The sequence below is a fragment of the Pelagibacterium sp. genome, from assembly GCF_965249125.1.
Lineage (GTDB): Bacteria > Pseudomonadota > Alphaproteobacteria > Rhizobiales > Devosiaceae > Pelagibacterium.
Window position 1 is genome coordinate 3,282,378 of the sequence record NZ_OZ252217.1, and the last position, 18,221, is coordinate 3,300,598.

The 18,221-nt window shown below is 63.4% G+C and carries 17 protein-coding genes; 5 read left to right on the plus strand and 12 right to left on the minus strand.

Translation table 11 applies throughout. The features are described 5' to 3' along the window. Positions 1 to 3 precede the first annotated feature (3 nt). The 5 genes from tsaE (at position 4) to trxA (ending at position 8,134) form a co-directional block, all read left to right on the plus strand. Positions 4 to 474, plus strand: a complete 471-nt coding sequence (gene tsaE, locus ACP148_RS15915) for a tRNA (adenosine(37)-N6)-threonylcarbamoyltransferase complex ATPase subunit type 1 TsaE (RefSeq protein WP_421952186.1) — start codon at positions 4 to 6, stop codon at positions 472 to 474. 3 nt (positions 475 to 477) lie between these two features. Beyond that, positions 478 to 1,221: a nucleotidyltransferase family protein gene (locus tag ACP148_RS15920; protein ID WP_421952187.1), complete on the plus strand. Its 744-nt coding sequence runs from the start codon at positions 478 to 480 to the stop codon at positions 1,219 to 1,221. After that, the gene (gene addB / locus ACP148_RS15925) at positions 1,221 to 4,292 is read left to right on the plus strand and encodes a double-strand break repair protein AddB (protein WP_425033572.1); all 3,072 of its coding nucleotides are present in this window, start codon (positions 1,221 to 1,223) and stop codon (positions 4,290 to 4,292) included. Before ACP148_RS15920 ends, addB begins: the two co-directional genes overlap by 1 nt. Beyond that, on the plus strand, positions 4,289 to 7,702 hold the full coding sequence (addA, locus tag ACP148_RS15930; protein WP_421952250.1) for a double-strand break repair helicase AddA: 3,414 nt from the start codon (positions 4,289 to 4,291) through the stop codon (positions 7,700 to 7,702). The genes addB and addA overlap by 4 nt, the downstream gene beginning before the upstream one ends. A 108-nt stretch (positions 7,703 to 7,810) precedes the next feature. Then, positions 7,811 to 8,134, plus strand: coding sequence for a thioredoxin (gene trxA, locus ACP148_RS15935; RefSeq protein ID WP_264225788.1), 324 nt, complete (start codon positions 7,811 to 7,813; stop codon positions 8,132 to 8,134). 293 nt (positions 8,135 to 8,427) lie between these two features. Here trxA and ACP148_RS15940 read toward each other — a convergent pair whose 3' ends face one another. From ACP148_RS15940 to trpB, 12 genes are all read right to left on the minus strand, one after another. Then, a complete protein-coding gene (locus tag ACP148_RS15940; protein ID WP_421952249.1) occupies positions 8,428 to 9,720 on the minus strand; it encodes a bifunctional folylpolyglutamate synthase/dihydrofolate synthase in 1,293 nt (430 codons plus the stop codon). 28 nt (positions 9,721 to 9,748) lie between these two features. Further along, the gene (gene accD, locus ACP148_RS15945; protein ID WP_421952248.1) at positions 9,749 to 10,741 is read right to left on the minus strand and encodes an acetyl-CoA carboxylase, carboxyltransferase subunit beta; all 993 of its coding nucleotides are present in this window, start codon (positions 10,739 to 10,741) and stop codon (positions 9,749 to 9,751) included. A gap of 73 nt (positions 10,742 to 10,814) precedes the next feature. Continuing rightward, a complete protein-coding gene (gene trpA / locus ACP148_RS15950; RefSeq protein WP_421952247.1) occupies positions 10,815 to 11,642 on the minus strand; it encodes a tryptophan synthase subunit alpha in 828 nt (275 codons plus the stop codon). A 131-nt stretch (positions 11,643 to 11,773) separates the two neighbouring features. Then, positions 11,774 to 11,956, minus strand: coding sequence for a hypothetical protein (locus ACP148_RS15955; RefSeq protein WP_421952246.1), 183 nt, complete (start codon positions 11,954 to 11,956; stop codon positions 11,774 to 11,776). 158 nt (positions 11,957 to 12,114) lie between these two features. Beyond that, positions 12,115 to 12,534 carry an SRPBCC family protein gene (locus ACP148_RS15960; RefSeq protein WP_421952245.1) on the minus strand — a complete coding sequence of 140 codons (420 nt, stop codon included), beginning with the start codon at positions 12,532 to 12,534 and terminating at the stop codon, positions 12,115 to 12,117. Between the two features lie 11 nt (positions 12,535 to 12,545). After that, positions 12,546 to 12,974 (minus strand): DUF1801 domain-containing protein, encoded by a 429-nt coding sequence (locus ACP148_RS15965; RefSeq protein ID WP_421952244.1) that lies wholly within the window; start codon positions 12,972 to 12,974, stop codon positions 12,546 to 12,548. Positions 12,975 to 12,983: 9 nt separating this feature from the next. Beyond that, the gene (locus tag ACP148_RS15970; RefSeq protein WP_421952243.1) at positions 12,984 to 13,412 is read right to left on the minus strand and encodes a DUF1801 domain-containing protein; all 429 of its coding nucleotides are present in this window, start codon (positions 13,410 to 13,412) and stop codon (positions 12,984 to 12,986) included. Further along, positions 13,409 to 13,639, minus strand: a complete 231-nt coding sequence (locus tag ACP148_RS15975; RefSeq protein ID WP_421952242.1) for a hypothetical protein — start codon at positions 13,637 to 13,639, stop codon at positions 13,409 to 13,411. The genes ACP148_RS15970 and ACP148_RS15975 overlap by 4 nt, the downstream gene beginning before the upstream one ends. Next, positions 13,636 to 13,959, minus strand: a complete 324-nt coding sequence (locus ACP148_RS15980) for an ArsR/SmtB family transcription factor (RefSeq protein ID WP_421952241.1) — start codon at positions 13,957 to 13,959, stop codon at positions 13,636 to 13,638. The genes ACP148_RS15975 and ACP148_RS15980 overlap by 4 nt, the downstream gene beginning before the upstream one ends. A gap of 209 nt (positions 13,960 to 14,168) precedes the next feature. Then, positions 14,169 to 15,117, minus strand: a protein-coding gene (locus tag ACP148_RS15985; protein WP_421951019.1) for an IS630 family transposase whose coding sequence is annotated in 2 segments (ribosomal slippage) — positions 14,169 to 14,780 and positions 14,782 to 15,117 — 948 coding nt in all. Because the reading frame shifts where the segments join, the coding sequence is not laid out codon by codon here. Between the two features lie 90 nt (positions 15,118 to 15,207). Next, positions 15,208 to 16,428, minus strand: a complete 1,221-nt coding sequence (locus tag ACP148_RS15990; RefSeq protein WP_421952240.1) for a hypothetical protein — start codon at positions 16,426 to 16,428, stop codon at positions 15,208 to 15,210. A 565-nt stretch (positions 16,429 to 16,993) separates the two neighbouring features. Beyond that, the gene (gene trpB / locus ACP148_RS15995; protein WP_421952239.1) at positions 16,994 to 18,214 is read right to left on the minus strand and encodes a tryptophan synthase subunit beta; all 1,221 of its coding nucleotides are present in this window, start codon (positions 18,212 to 18,214) and stop codon (positions 16,994 to 16,996) included. Positions 18,215 to 18,221: the final 7 nt, after the last annotated feature.

The window sequence follows — 18,221 nt, forward strand, 5'->3', positions numbered from 1 at the left end:
ACCATGATCGCGCTGCTGGCGCCCGACGATGCCGCGACCGACGCCATCGGGGCGGCGATTGCCGCCCATCTCCGCACGGGCGATATCGTAACGCTCGAGGGCGATCTGGGGGTGGGCAAAACGGCGCTGGCCCGGGCCATCATAAGGGCGCGGCTGGGGGCGCCCGACCTCGAAGTCCCCTCCCCCACATTTGCGATCGTCCAGCCCTATGACGGCATCATCCATGCGGACCTTTACAGGCTTGCCGATGAATCCGAGATCGACGAATTGGGGCTGATCGAGGACGAGAGCGATATTGTGCTTGTCGAATGGCCCGAGCGCGCGCCAACGCTTTTGCGGCGGCCGGGCCTGGGGATTGAAATCGGCATGGGGCCGCAAGGGATCGGGCGCGTTGTGCGCGTGATGTCCAGGGGCCACCAAAGGGATGGGCTGGCCGATGCGCTTGCACCGTGGCGGGCCGAGGAGACACAATAGGTCATGAGCGATTCTTTTCCCGTGCCACCCATTTCCATGCCCGATGTGATGCTGCTCGCGGCCGGGCTGGGGACGCGCATGCGGCCCATAACCTTCGAAATGCCCAAGGCGCTGATCGCTGTGGCGGGCAAACCGCTGATCGATCACGCCATCGATGCGGCGCTTGCGGAGGGCTGCACGCGGTTCGTGGTCAATGCCCACCACAAGGCGGAAATGATCGACGCGCATTTCGCGCGGCTCAAGACGGCGTTGCCCGATCTTGGGTTTTCGGTGAGCTTTGAGAAAGACAGGCTGCTCGATACGGGCGGCGGGCTGCGCAGGGCCTTGCCGCTCTTGGGGTCCGACCCGGTGCTGGCGCTCAATACCGATACGTTCTGGCTGGCGGGCAGCGATACGCCCATTGCGCGGATGCTGGCGTGTTATGGGGCGGGGGCGGCCGATATCGTCCTGTTGTGCGTGGCGCCCGACAGGGCCTCGGGGTTCCGCAAGGGAGCCGACTATCTGATGGATGGCGACGGGCGGCTTTCCAAGACGCAGGGGCGGCCCATGGTTTATGCCGGTGCGGCGCTGATTTCGCGCGCGCTGGCGCAAACCGGGCCCGATGTGCCGTTTTCGCTCTACCGGCATTTCGAGACGGCGCGCGAGGCGGGACGGCTTTGGGGCGTCGAAATCGCCGCGCCGTGGTTTCACGTGGGCGACCGGCAGGCGCTCGAGCGCACCGAACAGGACATCGGCGCGCTGGTGTGATGGCGCGTTCGGGCAACATTTTTTCCATTGCTCCGCATGCGCCGTTTCTCGCTACGCTGGCGGACGCGATCATCGATGGGCGAGTTGCACCGGCCTGGCGGCGCGAGGGGTCGTTCTGGCTGTCTGACTTCACCATCTATCTGCCCACGCGGCGGGCGGCCAACACGCTATCGCGCATCCTTGCCGACCGGCTGGGCAATACCCCGATGCCGTTGCCCGACATACGGCCGCTGGGCGGGGACGATCCAAGCACCGAAGTGTTCATTCCGCCCTATGAGCCGGTGGAATTGCCCGGCGCCATCAACAGGTTCAAGCGGCGGCTGCTGCTGGCCGAAATCATCGAGCGCTGGCTGGCGGTGACGGGCGAGGGCGCGTTTTCGGCGCCGGGTCCGGGCGGGGTTTCGGGGGCACCCAACGGGGCTGAAATCTTTGCGCTGGCCGATTCGCTGGGCACGCTGATCGACGATTTCACAATCGCGCGGCGCGATCCGCTTTCGCTCAAAAGTATCGAGAGCGATCAGTTGCCAGCCCAATGGCAAGAGCACCTCGATTTTGTGACCTTCGTTCTGGATGCCTGGCCACAAATCCTTGCGGGTCAAGGCGAAATGGAGGGCGCCGAGCGCACCAATATCCTGCTCGAGCGCAAGGCGGCGTCACTTGCGCTGGTGCATGGCGACCGGCCCGTGGTGGTTGCCGGTTCGACCGGGTCGATCCCGGCCACGGCCGATCTGATCGCGGCGGTGGCAAAACTGGCCAATGGCGCAGTGGTTCTGGCTGGGCTCGATACGCGGATGGATGGGCCAACGCTTGACGCTTTGGACGATGCGGGCCGCAATCCGCATGGGCATCCGCAATATGGGCTGGCGCGCCTGCTGAGGCGGTTGGGGACGCTACCCGCGGCGGTGACCGAACTGGCGCCCGATGAGGCACCGCGCACCAAAATTTTGAACGCAGCGCTGGGGCTGCCCGACACCACCGCGCAATGGCAGGCGGTTGCGCAGGGGATGGGGGAAGGGCTGGAGGCGGGCACAAAGGGGCTGTCGCTTGTCGTGGCGCGCACGCCCGAAGAAGAGGCGCGGGCCATTGCCGTGTGCGTGCATGATGGGCTGCGCGAGAAAAAATCGGTGGCGATCATTGCGCCCGACCAGACACTGGCGCGGCGGATTTGCGCGGAACTGGCGCGGTTCGGGGTCCCGCTCGACGATGCGGCGGGCACGCCATTGCTGCTCTCGCGGGCCGGGCGGCTGGTGCGGCAGGCGGTGAGCGTTCTGGCCAATGGCCTTAACGCCGTCGATATCATGGCGCTGCTGCGCAACCGGCACGTGTCGCTGGGGTTGGGGCGCGGGGCGGTGGCGCCGGCGAGCCAGTGGCTCGATCTGGGAATCCTGCGCGGGCAAAGGCCCCTGCCCGGCTTTGACGGGTTGCGGCGTGCCGTCAGCGACAATCTCAACGGTGCCACCAAGCGCCCGGCGCTGAAACTGGATGCGGACAAGGCCGGCGCCGTTCTCGCGCTGATCGATGTGCTGGAGGCGGCGCTGGCGCCGCTGGCGGGGCTTATGGCGCGGGACGGGTTTGCGGCCAGCGAGGTCGCGGCGGTGCTTGGCGGGACGATCGCCAATTTGAGGGACGTACCGCAGGGCGAAAAAATCGCGCCGCTGGAGGGCGAGGACGAGCTGGGCCGCTGGATCGAGTTGGCGGGACGGCAGGGCGGACGGGGACCGAAACTTTCGGGTCGCGGGCTGGGTTTTGCGCTCGACGGGCTGATGACCGGGCAGAGCGTACGGCCGCGACAGCCCGATGCCGAGGACGTGCGATTGTTCGGGCGGCTCGAAGCGCGGCTGATGGGTGCCGACCGGGTGATTTTGGCCGGGATGATCGAAACCGTGTGGCCCGAAGTGGCCGATCCGGGGCCGTGGATGAGCCGGGGCATGCGGCTGGCAGCGGGGCTCGAGCCGCCCGAAAAGCTGCACGGGCTGGCGGCGCATGATTTCCTGATGGCGGCGGGCGGGCCCGAGGTGGTATTTACCCTGCCCGAGCGGGCCGGAACTTCGCCCGCCAATCCCTCGCGGCTGATCCAGCGGCTGGAGGCCTTTGTGGGGCCCCAGATCAACAAAAAAATGCAGGAGCGCGGGGCGGTCTGGGTGGAGATGGCGCGGCGGCTGGACGCCACCGGGCTGCCGCCGCAACCGGCGGGACGGCCGGCGCCAAAACCGCCCGCGGATGTGCGTCCGCGCAAACTTTCGATCACCGAGGCCGAAACGCTGCTGCGATCGCCCTACGATCTTTATGCACGGCACGTTCTGGGGCTAAAGCGGATTGATCCTTTGGGCGCCGATCCCGACCACGCCGAGCGCGGCACGCTGATCCACGATATTCTGGGTGATTTCCTGACCGAGGGGCACGACCCGGCGGATACGGGCGCGTTCGAGGCGATCATGGCCATCGCCCGGGAGCGCTATGGGCGGCTCGATGCCATTCCGGCGCGGCGCGACATCTGGCTGGCGCGGTTCGGCGCAATTGCGCGGGCGTTTCTCGATTTCGAAAAGGGCCGGCCGCAGATCGCGGCGCGGATGGCGGAGATTTCGGGCCGGATCGAATTGCCGCTGAGCGATCCGCCTTTCGTGCTGTCGGGGCGGGCCGACCGGATCGACAGGACGAGGAGCGGGGGCCTCGAAATCATCGATTTCAAGACCGGCCAGGCGCCGGCGCCCAAGGAAATGAAGCAGTTTTTTTCCCCGCAATTGCCGCTCGAAGCGTATATGGCGCGGATGGGCGGGTTCGTCGGAGCCGAGGGGCTGACCGAGGCGATGGCGTTCATCAAGCTTTCGCACGGGCCCAAGGCGCTGGAGATCACCCCATACGCCGTGCCGGACGGGATGAGTCTTGGGGATGCGATCGAAACCGTTTTCGCGCGGTTCCAGAACCATGTGGCGGCCATGCTGCTCGGGGATAATTTTCCCATGACGGCGCGGGTTTTGCCCAAGGCGAACCAGCGCTTCAAGGGCGACTACGACCATCTGGCGCGCACCGAGGAATGGACGCTGCTCGATGGCGGGGAGGAGGGTGAATGAGCGAGGAAGTTCTTTCCGTTCCCTCCGATACCGATGCCAAGCAGGCCCGCGTTGCCGACCCGCGCGCCAATGCCTGGGTTTCGGCCAATGCGGGGTCGGGCAAGACCTATGTGCTCTCGCGCCGGGTGCTGCGGCTGCTGCTCGACGGGGCCGCGCCCGAGGCCATCCTGTGCCTGACCTATACCAAGGCGGCGGCGGCCGAAATGCGCCACCGGGTGACGGGAATTCTGGCCCGTTGGGCGCGGGCCGACGAGGAAAAGCTCGAACGCGAACTGGCAGAGCTTTTGGGCCAGCGAGCCAGCGCATCGGAAAAGCTGCGGGCGCGGAGCCTTTTCGCCCATGCGCTCGATACGCCGGGCGGGCTCAAGATCAACACCATCCACGCCTTTTGCGAGGCGGTGTTGCAGCGCTTTCCGCGCGAGGCGGGGGTGCCGGTCAATTTCACGGTGATCGAGGAGGCCGATGCCACGGCGCTGCTGCGCGAGGCGCGCGAGGGGGTGATTGCCGAGGGGCTTGGGGCAGACGGGCCGGTGGGCGATGCGGTGCGGGCGCTGTTTGAGGCGCTCAGCGACAGCCAGATCGAAACCGCGATTGCCCAATGCCTGGCCAACAATCGCAAGCTGGGGCCGATCCTTGCCGATCCCGAACGGGCGATTGGAGCGATGCGGGCCAGTTTGGGGCTGGGTGCGGGCGAGACGATTGAGCGGTTCGAGTGCGAAGTGATCGCAGGGATGCTGGTTTCGACCGGGGAATATCCCGCTATCTGGTCGCTGACCCCGCCCGGTGTCGCCAAGCGCGCCGGGTTCGAAGACAAGCTGGAGCGCGTCGACAGGGCGGCGCCGACGGCCAGTCAGCTTTTTGCCGCTTATCTCACGGCGGCGGGGACGGCGCCCAAGCGGGGGTTCCCGGCCAAGGCGATCACAGCGGCGCGGCCCGAGCTTGCCGAGCGGTTGACGGCCGAAGCCGAACGGCTCGAAGCGCTGTTTGAAAAATCGAAAGCTTTGACCATTGCTGAAAACAGCGCGGCGCTGACCCGTGTGCTGGCGGCGATCCTGAAACGCTACGAGACGCACAAGCGCGCGCGCTCGCTTATGGATTTCGACGATCTGGTGGCGCGCACGGCGGCTCTGCTGGGCGACAGAGGCATGGGCGAATGGGTGCGCTACAAGCTCGATGCGGGGATCGACCATATTCTTGTCGATGAAAGCCAGGACACCAATCCCGAGCAGTGGGCGGTGATCGACGCGCTGGTCGACGATTATTTTTCCGGGGCCGGGGCGGCGCAAAAGCCCAAGACGATCTTTGCGGTGGGGGACCCGAAACAATCGATCTATTCGTTCCAGGGGGCCGAGCCCAAGCTGTTCGTCGAGAAAGGGCGCGCGCTGGCCGCTGCGGCGAGGGCTGCGGGGCGCGAGTGGCACGGGGAGACGCTGGAAACCAGTTTCCGCACGCTCGAAGAAATCCTCGACGGGGTCGACAGGGTATTCAACCGGCCCGATATCGCCGCATCGCTTCTGGCCGAAACGATACGGCATGAGGCGGCGCGGACGCGAAAGGGCGGGCGGATCGAAATCTGGCCGGTGATCGAAAACCCCGACAGCCCGGAAATTCCCGACGCCTGGCCGACCGAGCCGATGGAGAGCCTTGCGGCGGCGCCAAAACAACTGGCCAACAGGATTGCCGATACGATTGGCGGCTGGATCGAAAGCCGGGCGCCGGTCGGGCCGGAGGGACGGGCGATCCGGCCCGAGGACATCCTGATCCTCGTCCAGAAGCGCAAGGGGATCTTTCCCGAAATCGTGCGGGCGCTAAAACAGCGCAATATCGCCAGCCCCGGCGCCGACCGGCTGCCGGTTTCGGCCCATATCGCCATCGATGACCTTTTAGGGCTCGCCGATTTCCTGCTCAACCCGGCCGACGATCTGACGCTGGCGGCGATCCTGCGCTCGCCGCTGTTTTCGGTGAGCGAGGACGAGTTGTTCACGCTGGCCCATGGGCGGGGGAAAACCAGCCTGTTCGAGCGGCTGGAGGGAAGCGAGCTGGAGACCGCGCAGGCGGCTTATCACCGGTTGAGCGGGCTGCGCCAGCGGCTCGATTTCGACCGGCCATACGAATTTTTCGCGCATGTGCTTTACGAGCAGGGCGGGCTGAAACAGTTTCACGCCCGGCTGGGCGCGGAAGTGGACGAGGTGATCGCCGAATTTTTAGATCTGGCGCTCGAGCACGAAACCTCCGACCAGCCTTCGCTGACCGGGTTCGTGGCGGCGATGCGGGCCTCCGACATCGTCATCAAACGAGATCTGGTGGCCAAGGCGGCGGGCGTTCGGGTGATGACCGTGCACGGGGCAAAGGGGCTCGAAGCGCCGGTGGTGATCCTTGCCGATGCGGCAACCAAGCCGCGCGCGGTATCCGACGCCGTGTTTTTCGGCGCGCATGCGGGCAATCCGTTTCTCCTCTATTGCCCCGGCAAGGATTATCATTGCGAGGCTTCGCGGCCGTTGCGGGCGGAGGTCGAGGCGCGCAATATCGCCGAATACTGGCGCAATCTCTATGTGGGGATGACGCGGGCCGAAGAGGCGCTGCATGTCGCGGGGACGCTCGACAGCCGCACCAAAGTGGAGGAAACCTGGCTTGGTGCCGTTTCCGGCGCTCTTGGGGACGAGAGCGCCACGGTTTCGGACCATCGGGGCGATGTGTTGCGGTTCCCGGCGCACGGGACGGATGGGGCGGCGAACGGGGACATGCGCGATGAGGAGCGTGCCTCAACCCGGCCCTTGTCGCTGGGGCAGCCGCAAAGATCGAGACCGTTGCCGATCATCACACCGTCGCGGCACGATGAGGGCTGGGTGCCCTCCGGGCTGGAGCCGGCGGCGGAAATCCTGCTCGATGCGCGAGGGGCCCGGCTGCGGGGGATTGCCCTGCACGCCCTGCTGCAGCATCTGAGCGCCGTACCTCACGCGCGCCGGGAAGCGGTGGCGCTGAGCGCGGCCCAGACGCTGTTGCCCGACCATCCCGAGCTTGCCGGGCCGGTGGCCGAGCGGGGGCTGGCGATCCTTTGCGATCCGGCACTGGCGGGGTTGTTCGGGGCCGGCAGCCGGGCCGAGGTGCCGTTTTCGATTCTGGTGCGGCAAGGGGGCGTTATGGCGCGGCTGGAGGGGCGGATCGACCGGCTGGTGGCAGGGGACAGCGTGCTGGTTGTCGACTACAAATCGGATGGAATGGTGCCCGCGCAGCCCGAAGCGGTTTCGGCGGGCTATGTGCGCCAATTGGCGCTATACCGGCTGGCGGCGCAGCGGCTTTTGGCGGGCAGGACGGTTGACGCGGCAATCCTGTGGACGGAAAAGTCGCGCCTGATGACCCTGCCCGCCGATCTGCTCGATGCGGCGGCGAGCGACGTCACGGTGCTGTGAGAAAGACACCCAACGGGGAGGCTTGAACTGGCTTCCGACTCTGCCTAGCTATAGTGTAACGCAACTTTCAAAGGTCCATATGTGGGGCCTGACAACAAGGGTAGTGCCATGACCGGACACGTAACAGACGCCAATTTCTCCACAGAAGTCCTGGGTTCGAAAGAGCCTGTGCTCGTTGATTTCTGGGCGGAATGGTGCGGTCCTTGCCGGGCGATCGCCCCGATCCTGGAAGAAATTTCGGGCGAGATGGCGGGCAAGGTCAAGATCGTCAAGCTCAATGTCGATGAAAACCCCGGGGTCGCCGCGCAATATGGCGTTCGCTCGATCCCGACAATGATCCTGTTCAAGGGCGGTGAAGCCGCCGACATCAAGGTTGGCGCGGGCACGCCCAAGGCCGGGCTTGTCAAATGGCTCGAAGGCCACGCCGCCTAGAGCATTTCAGCGCTTCTTCGAATCGCTTCAATTGCTCTAGATCCTTGTATTGTCGCGCTTCCGAACCGGATAAGTGGTGCCCACTTATCCTGGAAGCACTCTAGGCATGGTCAGGTGAGGGCTGGCTGCAAACGCAGGTTTTCTGCGCTTCCGGTCCTCACGTACAAAAGTACGCTCCGGTCCGGTTCTCGAAAGCCTCCGTTTTCGCTCAGCCCTGACCTGAGATTCAGTAAGATTTCTTGATTTCTCGCCGCTCCTTTCGTTTTGGCGAGACAGCAGAACGCCTCCAGCTTTCAGGTTGGAGGCGTTTTGTTTTGCCTGAGCACGGCGCCGGCCAGATAGAGCGAGCCGCAGATGACGATGCGGGCGGCTTCGAAATGGGCGGCGCGCTGCAGGGCGGCGGGGATCGATCGGGCGATTGTGGTCTCGATGCCCTTCGCCTTGGGGAATCCGGCCAGCGCGCGGGCCGGCAGGGCGCCGGTCTCGCCGGGGATGGGGACCGTAAAGACGTGACTTGCCATATCGACGAAGGGCGAAAAGAAATTGGCGGCATCCTTTGAGGCCATCATGCCGCAGACCAGAACCAGCGGGGCGGGGCGGGCCCTGTTCATGTCCTTGAGGGCGGCGGCCAGCACCCCGGCACCGGCGGCATTGTGGCCGCCATCGAGCCAGAGTTCCTGGCCTTCGGCGATATAGGACGACAGCGCGCCGCGCAGCGGCATGAGGCGGGCCGGCCAGACGACCGAGCGCAGGCCGGTGGCGAGCTGGTTTTCGTTTTCGACGAGGGAGAAATGGCGCATGGCGGCAAGAGCCAGCGCCGCGTTTTCGACCTGATGGGCGCCCGCGAGAGCGGGAAGGGGCAGGTCGAGCAACCCGTCCTCATCCTGATAAACGAGCTTGCCGCGCTGGGCAAAGCCGTCGAAATCGACCCCGGCGGCAAAGGGAGTAACGCCGAGCGGTCTGGCTTCGGCCTCGATCACCTCCATGGCCTCATCGGGCTGGCGGGCCACGACCAGCGGTGCTCCGCGCTTTATGATGCCGGCCTTGGCCGAAGCGATTTCGGCAATGGTTTCGCCAAGGAACTGGGTGTGATCGGACGAAATCGGCGTGATGACGGTGCCGAGCGGGCTTTTGATGACATTGGTGGAATCAAAGCGACCGCCGAGCCCGACCTCAAGCAGCAGGTAATCGGCCGGCACGCGGGAAAACAGCAGGAAGGCGGCGGCTGTGGTGATCTCGAAAAAGGTGATCGGCTTGCCATTGTTGGCCGTTTCGCACTCCTCAAGCGCCGCGTTGAGCGCCCGCGAAGAAACGAGTTCTCCAGCCAGCCGAACCCGTTCGCGGAAGGCGACGAGATGGGGGGAGGTATAGACATGGACACGCTTGCCCTGCGCTTCGAGCATGGCGCGCAAAAAGGCAATGGTCGAGCCCTTGCCGTTGGTGCCGGCCACATGGATGACCGGGGGTAGGCGGTCCTGGGGACGGCCAATGGCCTCCAGCATGCGCTCGGTGCGCCCAAGCTCAAGATCGATGAGCTTGGGGTGGAGCGTGAGCAGCCGCTTCAATATCGCATCGGTGCGGGACACGGCCGTCCTGGGCTTTGAGGTGAACGACCTATTCGGCGTGGCCGGCGACCGGAGCGTTGGCAAGGAAATCGTCATCCCCGTCGCCTTCGGCGGCGATGGCGGCGTCGCGCATGCTGACCGCCGCAACGGCGGCACCTGCGCTTTGGCGCGCGGCGGGAATGGCGTCGTTGGCCGGAGCCTTGGTCAGAAGGCCGATCAGCGAGCCGATGGTCGAGCGCAGATTGTGGCGGTGGACCACCATATCGACCATGCCGTGCTCATAGAGATATTCGGAGCGCTGGAAGCCCTTGGGGAGCTTTTCACGGATGGTCTGCTCGATGACCCGGGCCCCGGCAAAGCCGATCTGAGCGCCCGGCTCGGCCAGATGCACGTCTCCGAGCATGGCATAGGACGCGGTAACACCGCCCGTGGTGGGATTGGTGAGCACCACGATATAGGGCAACCCCGCCTCGCGCAAACGCTGGACCGCGACTGTGGTGCGCGGCATCTGCATCAGGGACAAGATGCCCTCCTGCATGCGAGCGCCGCCCGAGGCGGCGAACATGACAAAGGCCGTCTTGTCGTTGAGCGCGGCTTCAAGCCCGGTGATGATGGCCGAACCGGCCGCCATGCCGAGCGAGCCGCCCATGAAATCGAAATCCTGCACGCCAACCGTAACGGGTGTCCCGTAAAGGTCGCCCTGGGCGATGATCACGGAATCCTCGTTGCCGGTCTTGGTGCGGTATTCCTTGATCCGGTCGGTATAGCGCTTGGTATCGCGGAATTTGAGCGGATCGGCGGGAACCGAGGGAAGGGCGAGCTTTGTGTAGTTCCCGTCGTCGAAGAAACTGGCGAGCCGGTCGCTTGCCTTGATCTTCATGTGGTAGCCCGAATTGGGCACGACCCACTGATTGGCCTCGAGATCGCGATGGAACACCATTTCCCCGGTTTCAGGGCACTTGACCCACAGATTGTCCTCGACCTCGCGGCGATTGAGGAAGGAGCGAATCTTGGGGCGAACGACGTTGTCGATCCAGTTCATTTTCTCTCGTCTCAGCTTTTCATTCGGGCGCAAAGTGCTGCCCAAGATGTAGGAAGCAATTGTGGCAATACTATCAGCTTCTGGCGGACCGCGCACCCTGAGAGAGAGAGCGGACCAGATTGTGAACAGCCTGTGGAGTGCCGAGCGTGGCGCGGCCATTGTCAAGGGAATCCGCGATGGCCGAAACCAGCGCCGAGCCGACAACGACCCCATCGGCGTCCTTGCCGATCAGCGCCGCGTCCTCGACCGATTTGATGCCGAAACCGACGGCGACCGGAAGATCGGTGACCGACTTTATGCGATTGACCGCCTCGCCCACCGCCGCGCGGTTCTTGATCTCGGCGCCGGTGATGCCGGTCATCGAGACGTAATAGACAAAGCCCGAGGCATTGTTGAGCACAGTGGGCAGGCGCTTGGCGTCGGTGGTGGGCGTGGTCAGCCGCACGAAATTGAGCCCGGCCTTTATCGCGGGAATGCACAGTTCGGCATCTTCCTCGGCGGGAAGATCGACGACGATCAGGCCGTCGACGCCGGCTTCGACCGCGTCGGCGATGAATCTTTCAACGCCGTAGATATAGATGGGGTTGTAGTAACCCATCAGGACGATGGGGGTTTGGTCGTCCTTTTGCCGGAAGCGGGCGACCATGCCAAGGGTCTTTTCAAGACTCATGCCCGCGGCAAGGGCGCGCTGGCCGGCAAGCTGGACGGCAACGCCATCGGCCATGGGGTCGGAAAAGGGCATGCCCAGCTCGATCAGATCGGCACCCGCCTCGGGGAGCCCAGCGAGAATGGCGTCGGCGGTCTGGGGGTCGGGATCTCCGGCCATGATGAAGGAGACGAAAGCCGGGCGGTTTTCGGCCCGTGTCTTTTCAAACCGCTTGTCGATGCGCGAGGCGCCCATGAAAACTCCCGGGGGAAAGCCGATCATGGCCCGGATAAAGGACAGGATGGGGCATCAAGTCAACCGGCTGACACACAAAAGGCACCCGGCCCGAGGCGGGGTGCCTTTTTGATGCAGCGCGTTGCTGACGATTACTTGCCGGAAAAGGCGGTATCGAAAGCGTGGCGGGCCAGATCGGAGCGATTGAGACCGCGGCTGCGGAGTGCATCGTCCGACATGTTGGACAGATCGGCATAAAGGTTCGAGGCGTTGCGGGCGCGGCCCACGTCACCAAAGAAACCCGAGATGGAATCGAAAACCCGATTGCGTGCCATTGTTCAAATCTCCTGAAAGGTGCTTGATTTCTTGAGGCTTAAATGCGCTCGCCAAGGGCAATAAACAAGCGCTCAATGGGTATTCCAGCCATGCGCAGAACGGGGGGCTGGCGGCCAGGCAGGCGCCGAGGGGCGCCCGGGCCGCCAGGCCCAGTGTGCTAGCCCTTGCCTTCGGCCAGCAGCTTTTCGAGATTGGCAAGGTTTTCCTGCCAGCCCCATTTGGCGCCGCCGATGGCCTGTTTCTGCTCGGGGCTAAAGCCGGTCTGTTCGACCCGCAAATGAGTGCCGGTCGCCGTGGCGGTGAGGGTGAACACCACGACGCTTTCGAGCGCGTAGGCGGGATCGGAGTGGGGATGGTTCCAGGTGTAGGAGAGGGATTTTTCGGGCTCGATGGCCAGCACTTCGCATTCGACCCCGCCCCAATCGCCGCGCAGAGTGAAACTGTGCCCGATCTGGGGCTTGAAGTCGGTCTTCATCAGCCATTCCTCCATAAGGTGGGGCTGGGTGAGGGCCCGCCAGATCTTTTCGGGCGGGAAGGGGATTTCACGTTCGACGGTGACGGTGATGGGTTCGGCCATGATGGGTGTCCTTAGTCTGACTTTCTGGTCCGGGCGGGTTTCTTGACGGAATTGAGGGTCGCGGCGGCGGCGATGAGCGCCTTGAGGGCGGGCCCGTCGATCTTTGCACCCTCATGGATATCGATGGCGCGGCGGGTGTTGCCCTCAAGGCTGGAATTGAACAGGCCCCTGGGGTCATCGAGCGATGCGCCCTTGGCGAAAGTCAGTTTGACATAGGTCTTGTAGGTCTCGCCGGTGCAGATGATGCCGGCATGGGACCAGACCGGGGTGCCGCGCCATTTCCATTCCTCGATCACTTCGGGAACGGCCTCGTGGATGAGGGCGCGAACGCGGGCCAGGGTGTGGCCGCGCCAGTCGCCGAGATCGGCAATGCGGGCGTCGATAAGCTCAGAGGCGCTGGCTCCGGAGGGGGCGGCCTGGGTGTCGCTGGATCTTGGCATGGGTCAAACTCACATCTTTTCGCCGGGCAGTTTGCTGGCCTGTTCGATCCAGGAGGCGAACTGGTCCTCATCGAACCCCTTGTCCTCGTAGATATCGAGATAGCGCACTTGCGGATATTTCGAGGTGCCGGGCGGGGGTGGATTCAGGTCGCTGCCCTTAAAGAACGTCACCTTCACGTATTTCGTCATGCAGTGGTAGGAGGTGAACCAATAGTCCTTTTCGACCCCGTAGAAGGGCGAGTTCCATTTCACCGCCTTTTCGACGCCGGGAACAACCCGTTCGATGATGGCATCGAGGCGGCGCCCGATATCGCCCTTCCAGCCGGGCATGGCTTTGAGGTAGGCGGCGACCGGGCCATTGCCATAACCCTTGGGGATCTGGGGGTTGCCGCCGGAGAGAAGCACCGGGTTGTCTTCGGATTTGCTCATGGGGTTCATGCCCTTTCGCCAACGCTGCGCCCGCCGCGCCATTTGAGGGCATAGGGTAGCACGAACAGGTAGAGACCGGTGAAAAGCAACAAAAACAAGGGGATGAGGGCGAGCAGATAGACCCAGAAATCGGGCTCTTCGCCGCCGCCGAGGGCGATGAAATTGACGATGACGCCCAGCGTGAAGGCGATTGCGAGCCAGCGGTGGACCTGGCGGAACCAAGCGTTGATTTTCATTGATCCATTCTCCTGAGCAAATCCTCGAGATCGTCGAAACGGCTGTTCCAGAACCCGGCCATCTGGCGGGTCCAGTCGGCCAAGGGCGCCAGGGCGTCGATGCGGGCGCTGTAATGGGTGTGGCGGCCCTCATGGCGGTCGCTGACCAGCCCCGCCTTTCGCAGAACGCCGAGATGTTTCGACACCACCGGCTGGGACACGCCAGCACCCGCGGTCAACGCACCGACCGTGAGCTCGCCATTGCGGCACAAGCGCTCGAACAACGCCCGGCGGGTGGGGTCGGCGAGGGTGCGGAACAGAACATCGTGGGTTGCGGACATCGCTAACATATATCCCGTTGGCTATGAATTGATGTATAGCCGATGAGATATGCGTTCGTCAAGAGCAGTGTTGCATACGTTTTGTCGGAAACCGCTTCGGAATAACACATAACGGTGGCGACATGCGTTAAAGGGGTCGGCCGGAAATGCCGAATGCGGGCCGTCGCCCGCATTCGGTTCGCGCGAGGCTATGGATTGCCTAGAGCATGTCAGGTTTTTATTGAAGCATATCCTGCGTTCTTGAAGTAGTTTCTGCATTGCTGGGGTTTGATGGTTGAGACGAGGTGTCCGATCAGGCGCCATGTTTCTTCGATCGTGCGTTGTTGCGCTATACGCATCCAATGCTTGATCTTGGCGAAGACCTGCTCGATGGGGTTGAGGTCCGGTGAGTAGGGCGGCAGGAACCATAGGCGCGCGCCCGCGGCGCGAATGGCGTCCCGCACGGCCTTGCTTTTGTGGCTGCCCAGATTGTCGAGAATGACGATGTCACCCGGCTTGAGCGTGGGGATCAGGACCTGCTCGACATAGGCGCGGAACGAGAGCCCGTTGATTGGGCCATCGAACACGCAGGGCGCCGTCAGGCCGTCCATGCGCAATCCGGCCAGGAAGGTCATGGTGCGCCAATGGCCGTGCGGCGCATAGCCCTTGAGCCGCCGCCCTTTTGGACCCCATCCACGCAGGGGCGCCATATTGGTCTTGATCCACGTCTCATCGATGAACACCAACCGCGATGGATCGAGCCAAGCCTGCCAGGACTTCCAGCGCTGCCGCTGACGGGCGACCGCAGCCCGAGCCTGCTCAAGCGCGAACAGGCTTTTTTTTAAAGCTCAGACCCTCGCGCCGGATAAAGCGCCATATGCTATCATGGGATACCTGTACGCCTTGTGCGGCCAAAAGCGCTTGCAGACCCCGCACGGTCAGGTGCGGAGTCTGCTGAAACTGTTCAAGAACAAATTGCCTGTGCGCATTGAGAATGACAGGACGCCGGCCACCCATTCGATCTGGTGTGACCGACCCCGTGGACCTCGAGCGTTGCGACCACTTCACAACCGAAGAAACCGCAACGCCAAAACGGGCGGCGACAGACCGGCAACTTTCCCCGGTGCCAACTGCAGCAACAACACGTTCGCGCAAATCATCGGAATAGGGCTTGATCATGGATGCTGGCCTCCAATCCAGCATCAATGATGAATCACATCCAAGCCGATTTGGGAATCCACAATCGATTCAATCAAGCTCAGACATGCTCTAGAACGCCTTGGCCGCGCCGAATTCGGCGACCATGTCGCCATTGGACCAGCTTTCGAGGCCCGCCGAAATCTCGAAATCGCCGCCGGGCTCATAGGCGACCCCGCCGCCGACGCCGTAGATCGTGGTACCCGGGCCGGCATAATATTCGACGGCGGTCCACGCTTCGACTTCCAGCGCCTCGCCAAGCGCCACCGTGAGCGTCAACTCAGCCTCGGCGTCGGAATGGGCGTTGATGTCGTCGACCGATGCACCCAGTTCGATCTCCATGTCTTCGTTCAGTTCGAGCGTCATTTCGACCGCCAGATCGGTAAAGTCGGTCGTGGCGATCTCGAAATCGAGCTCAACGGGATCGAAGTCGAGGGTGAAGCCAAGTCCCAGGGTGTGGGCCCAGGCGGTGGTTGCAACGTCGTAATGTGTGCCCAAGGCTGCCTTGAGGAAAACATCATCGAGATCGACGCCAACCGATGTGACCGTGTCGAAGCGGTCATGAGCGGCAACGAAGGCGGCAAAAAATTCAGTGTCATCGAACTCTGCCAGCGCGTCACCATAGATGTTCCATTGAGCCGCCGCACCGGAATCGAGAACGTCGTAAAGATTATAAATGAAGCCACCCAGATTGGCGGTCAGGGTGTCGTCCTCATATCCGACAAAGGCCCCCAGGGCGCCGTCATTGTTGAGATCTTCGAGGGCGAGCGCGAAATAGGTGCCGTTGTCCAGTACGCTGACAACCTGGATGACATGGCTGTCATCGATGTCGTCGAAATCGAGATCGTCGAGGATCAGCTGATCCTCGGCCACTTCAAAAATTGTCTCGGTGTAACCGACGGTAAGAAGCGTCGTATTGCCGAACGAAACAAAAGCTTCACTGATTTCCACCGGGCTGGCGGGATCGGCGGGGTCGACGGGAACCAGAGCGAGCACGGCGCGCGATGTCCCCAGATCGGTTGCGGTGAAGGCTTCGAACACCAGTTCCCAATCCACTTCCGAACTCGTGTCATGATCGCCGGTGGCACCGTCGATTTCATATTCGAACTCGTATTCGACCTCACCGGAAATCGACAGGCACGTGTCGTCGGACGCGATTGTCAGTCCGGAAACGCCCAAGGTGTCACAGACCGATAATGCAACGAGGCCACCAATATCGGCGTCGGCTGCGTAAGCCGGCATTGCCGTGGTCGTGGCGCTCAGTGCGAGCGCCAGAATCGCTAGTTTTTTCATTAAGTAAGCTCCCATGCCCGCCCAAGCAGGCATCCCCTTTCGCGGCGCAAACGATCCCTGTCCCCACCGCGTTGGACGGTGGAGCTGGCAGTTTTTTCTTGGCCCGGCAGATGTCCGGCCGCTTGTTTTCAAGATGAGTGGCGCCCCGTCGGTCTTTGCGTCCTGCCTTTGGCTTCGGGGGTGCCGACGTCGAACGGCCCTGTCCGCCCAGGCGTGGGCGGTTGGCCAGTTACTCTAATCGTATGCTGCTGACCGACGACGCCCGGTCGCCGGATTGATCATCGGCACCCCCCTCTCCCAGCGGCGCCAAGTGTGCATGACGCCGATCCCTCCGGGCACTGCTCCTCAGAATGCCCATCCCATCGGTCTCACGCTATACAGCGGATGTAAATGAGTCCATCGTAGTATATCGATTTTCTCATATAAAATGGCTTTAACCAGCTTAAATCATGAAGCTCATAGGCTCTGAAGCGCGCTGGCCGACAGGCCGTGACGAGCTGTGCCCCTGTTCCTCGGGAACAGAGGCTGCCATTTGGAGGGGTTTGGAAAGGCGGTTGCCGGCGCGCTAAAGCGCCATGCCCAGGTGCTTGCCGACGGATTCGACGTCCTTGTCGCCGCGGCCTGAAAGGCACAGGACGATGATGTCGTTCTTGGCCATCTCTGGGGCGAGCTTGATGACGTGGGCGAGGCCGTGGGCGCTTTCGAGGGCCGGGATGATGCCTTCGAACTTGGTGCAGGTCATGAAGGCGTCGAGCGCTTCGGCGTCGGTTATGGGCACATAGTTCACCCGGCCGCTGTCGCGCAGGAAGGAATGTTCGGGGCCGACGCCGGGATAATCCAGGCCGGCGGAAATCGAATGGCCTTCGAGAATCTGGCCATCGGCATCCTGGAGGAGATAGGTGCGGTTGCCATGCAGCACGCCGGGGCGGCCACCGGTCATGGACGCGGCGTGGCCGTTTTCGACGTCGAGCCCATGGCCGCCCGCCTCGGTGCCGAAAATCTTCACATTCGGTTCGTCGAGGAAATCGTGGAAGGTGCCGATGGCGTTCGACCCGCCGCCAATGCAGGCGACGAGCGCATCGGGGAGACGGCCTTCGGCCTCCATGATCTGGGTGCGGATTTCCTCGCCGATCACCTTTTGAAAATCGCGCACCATTTCGGGGTAGGGGTGCGGCCCGGCGGCGGTGCCGATCAGGTAATAGGTGGTTTCGACATTGGTGACCCAATCGCGCAGCGCCTCGTTCATGGCGTCCTTGAGCGTTCCGGCCCCGGCGGTGACCGGGCGGACCTCGGCGCCGAGCATTTTCATGCGCAAGACGTTGGGCATCTGGCGCTCGACGTCGGTGGCGCCCATGAAAATGGTGCAGGGCAGGCCGAAGCGCGCGCAGACGGTGGCGGTGGCGACTCCGTGCTGGCCGGCGCCGGTTTCGGCGATGATGCGGGTCTTGCCCATACGCTTGGCGAGCAGGATCTGGCCGATGCAGTTGTTGAGCTTATGGGAGCCGGTGTGGTTGAGGTCCTCGCGCTTGAAATAGATTTTGGCGCCGCCAAGCTCGGCGCTCATGCGCTCGGCGAAATAGAGCGGGGAGGGGCGGCCGGCGAAATGGGTGCGCAGATCGTCCATTTCGGCGAGGAATTTTTCATCGGCCTGGGCGGCGCGATAGGCCTTTTCCAGATCGAGGATCAAAGGCATCAGGGTTTCGGCCACGAAGCGCCCGCCGTAAATGCCGAACTTGCCGTTCTCGTCGGGGCCCTGCCGCAGGGAATTGGCGCTTTGCTGGCTCATGAAATCC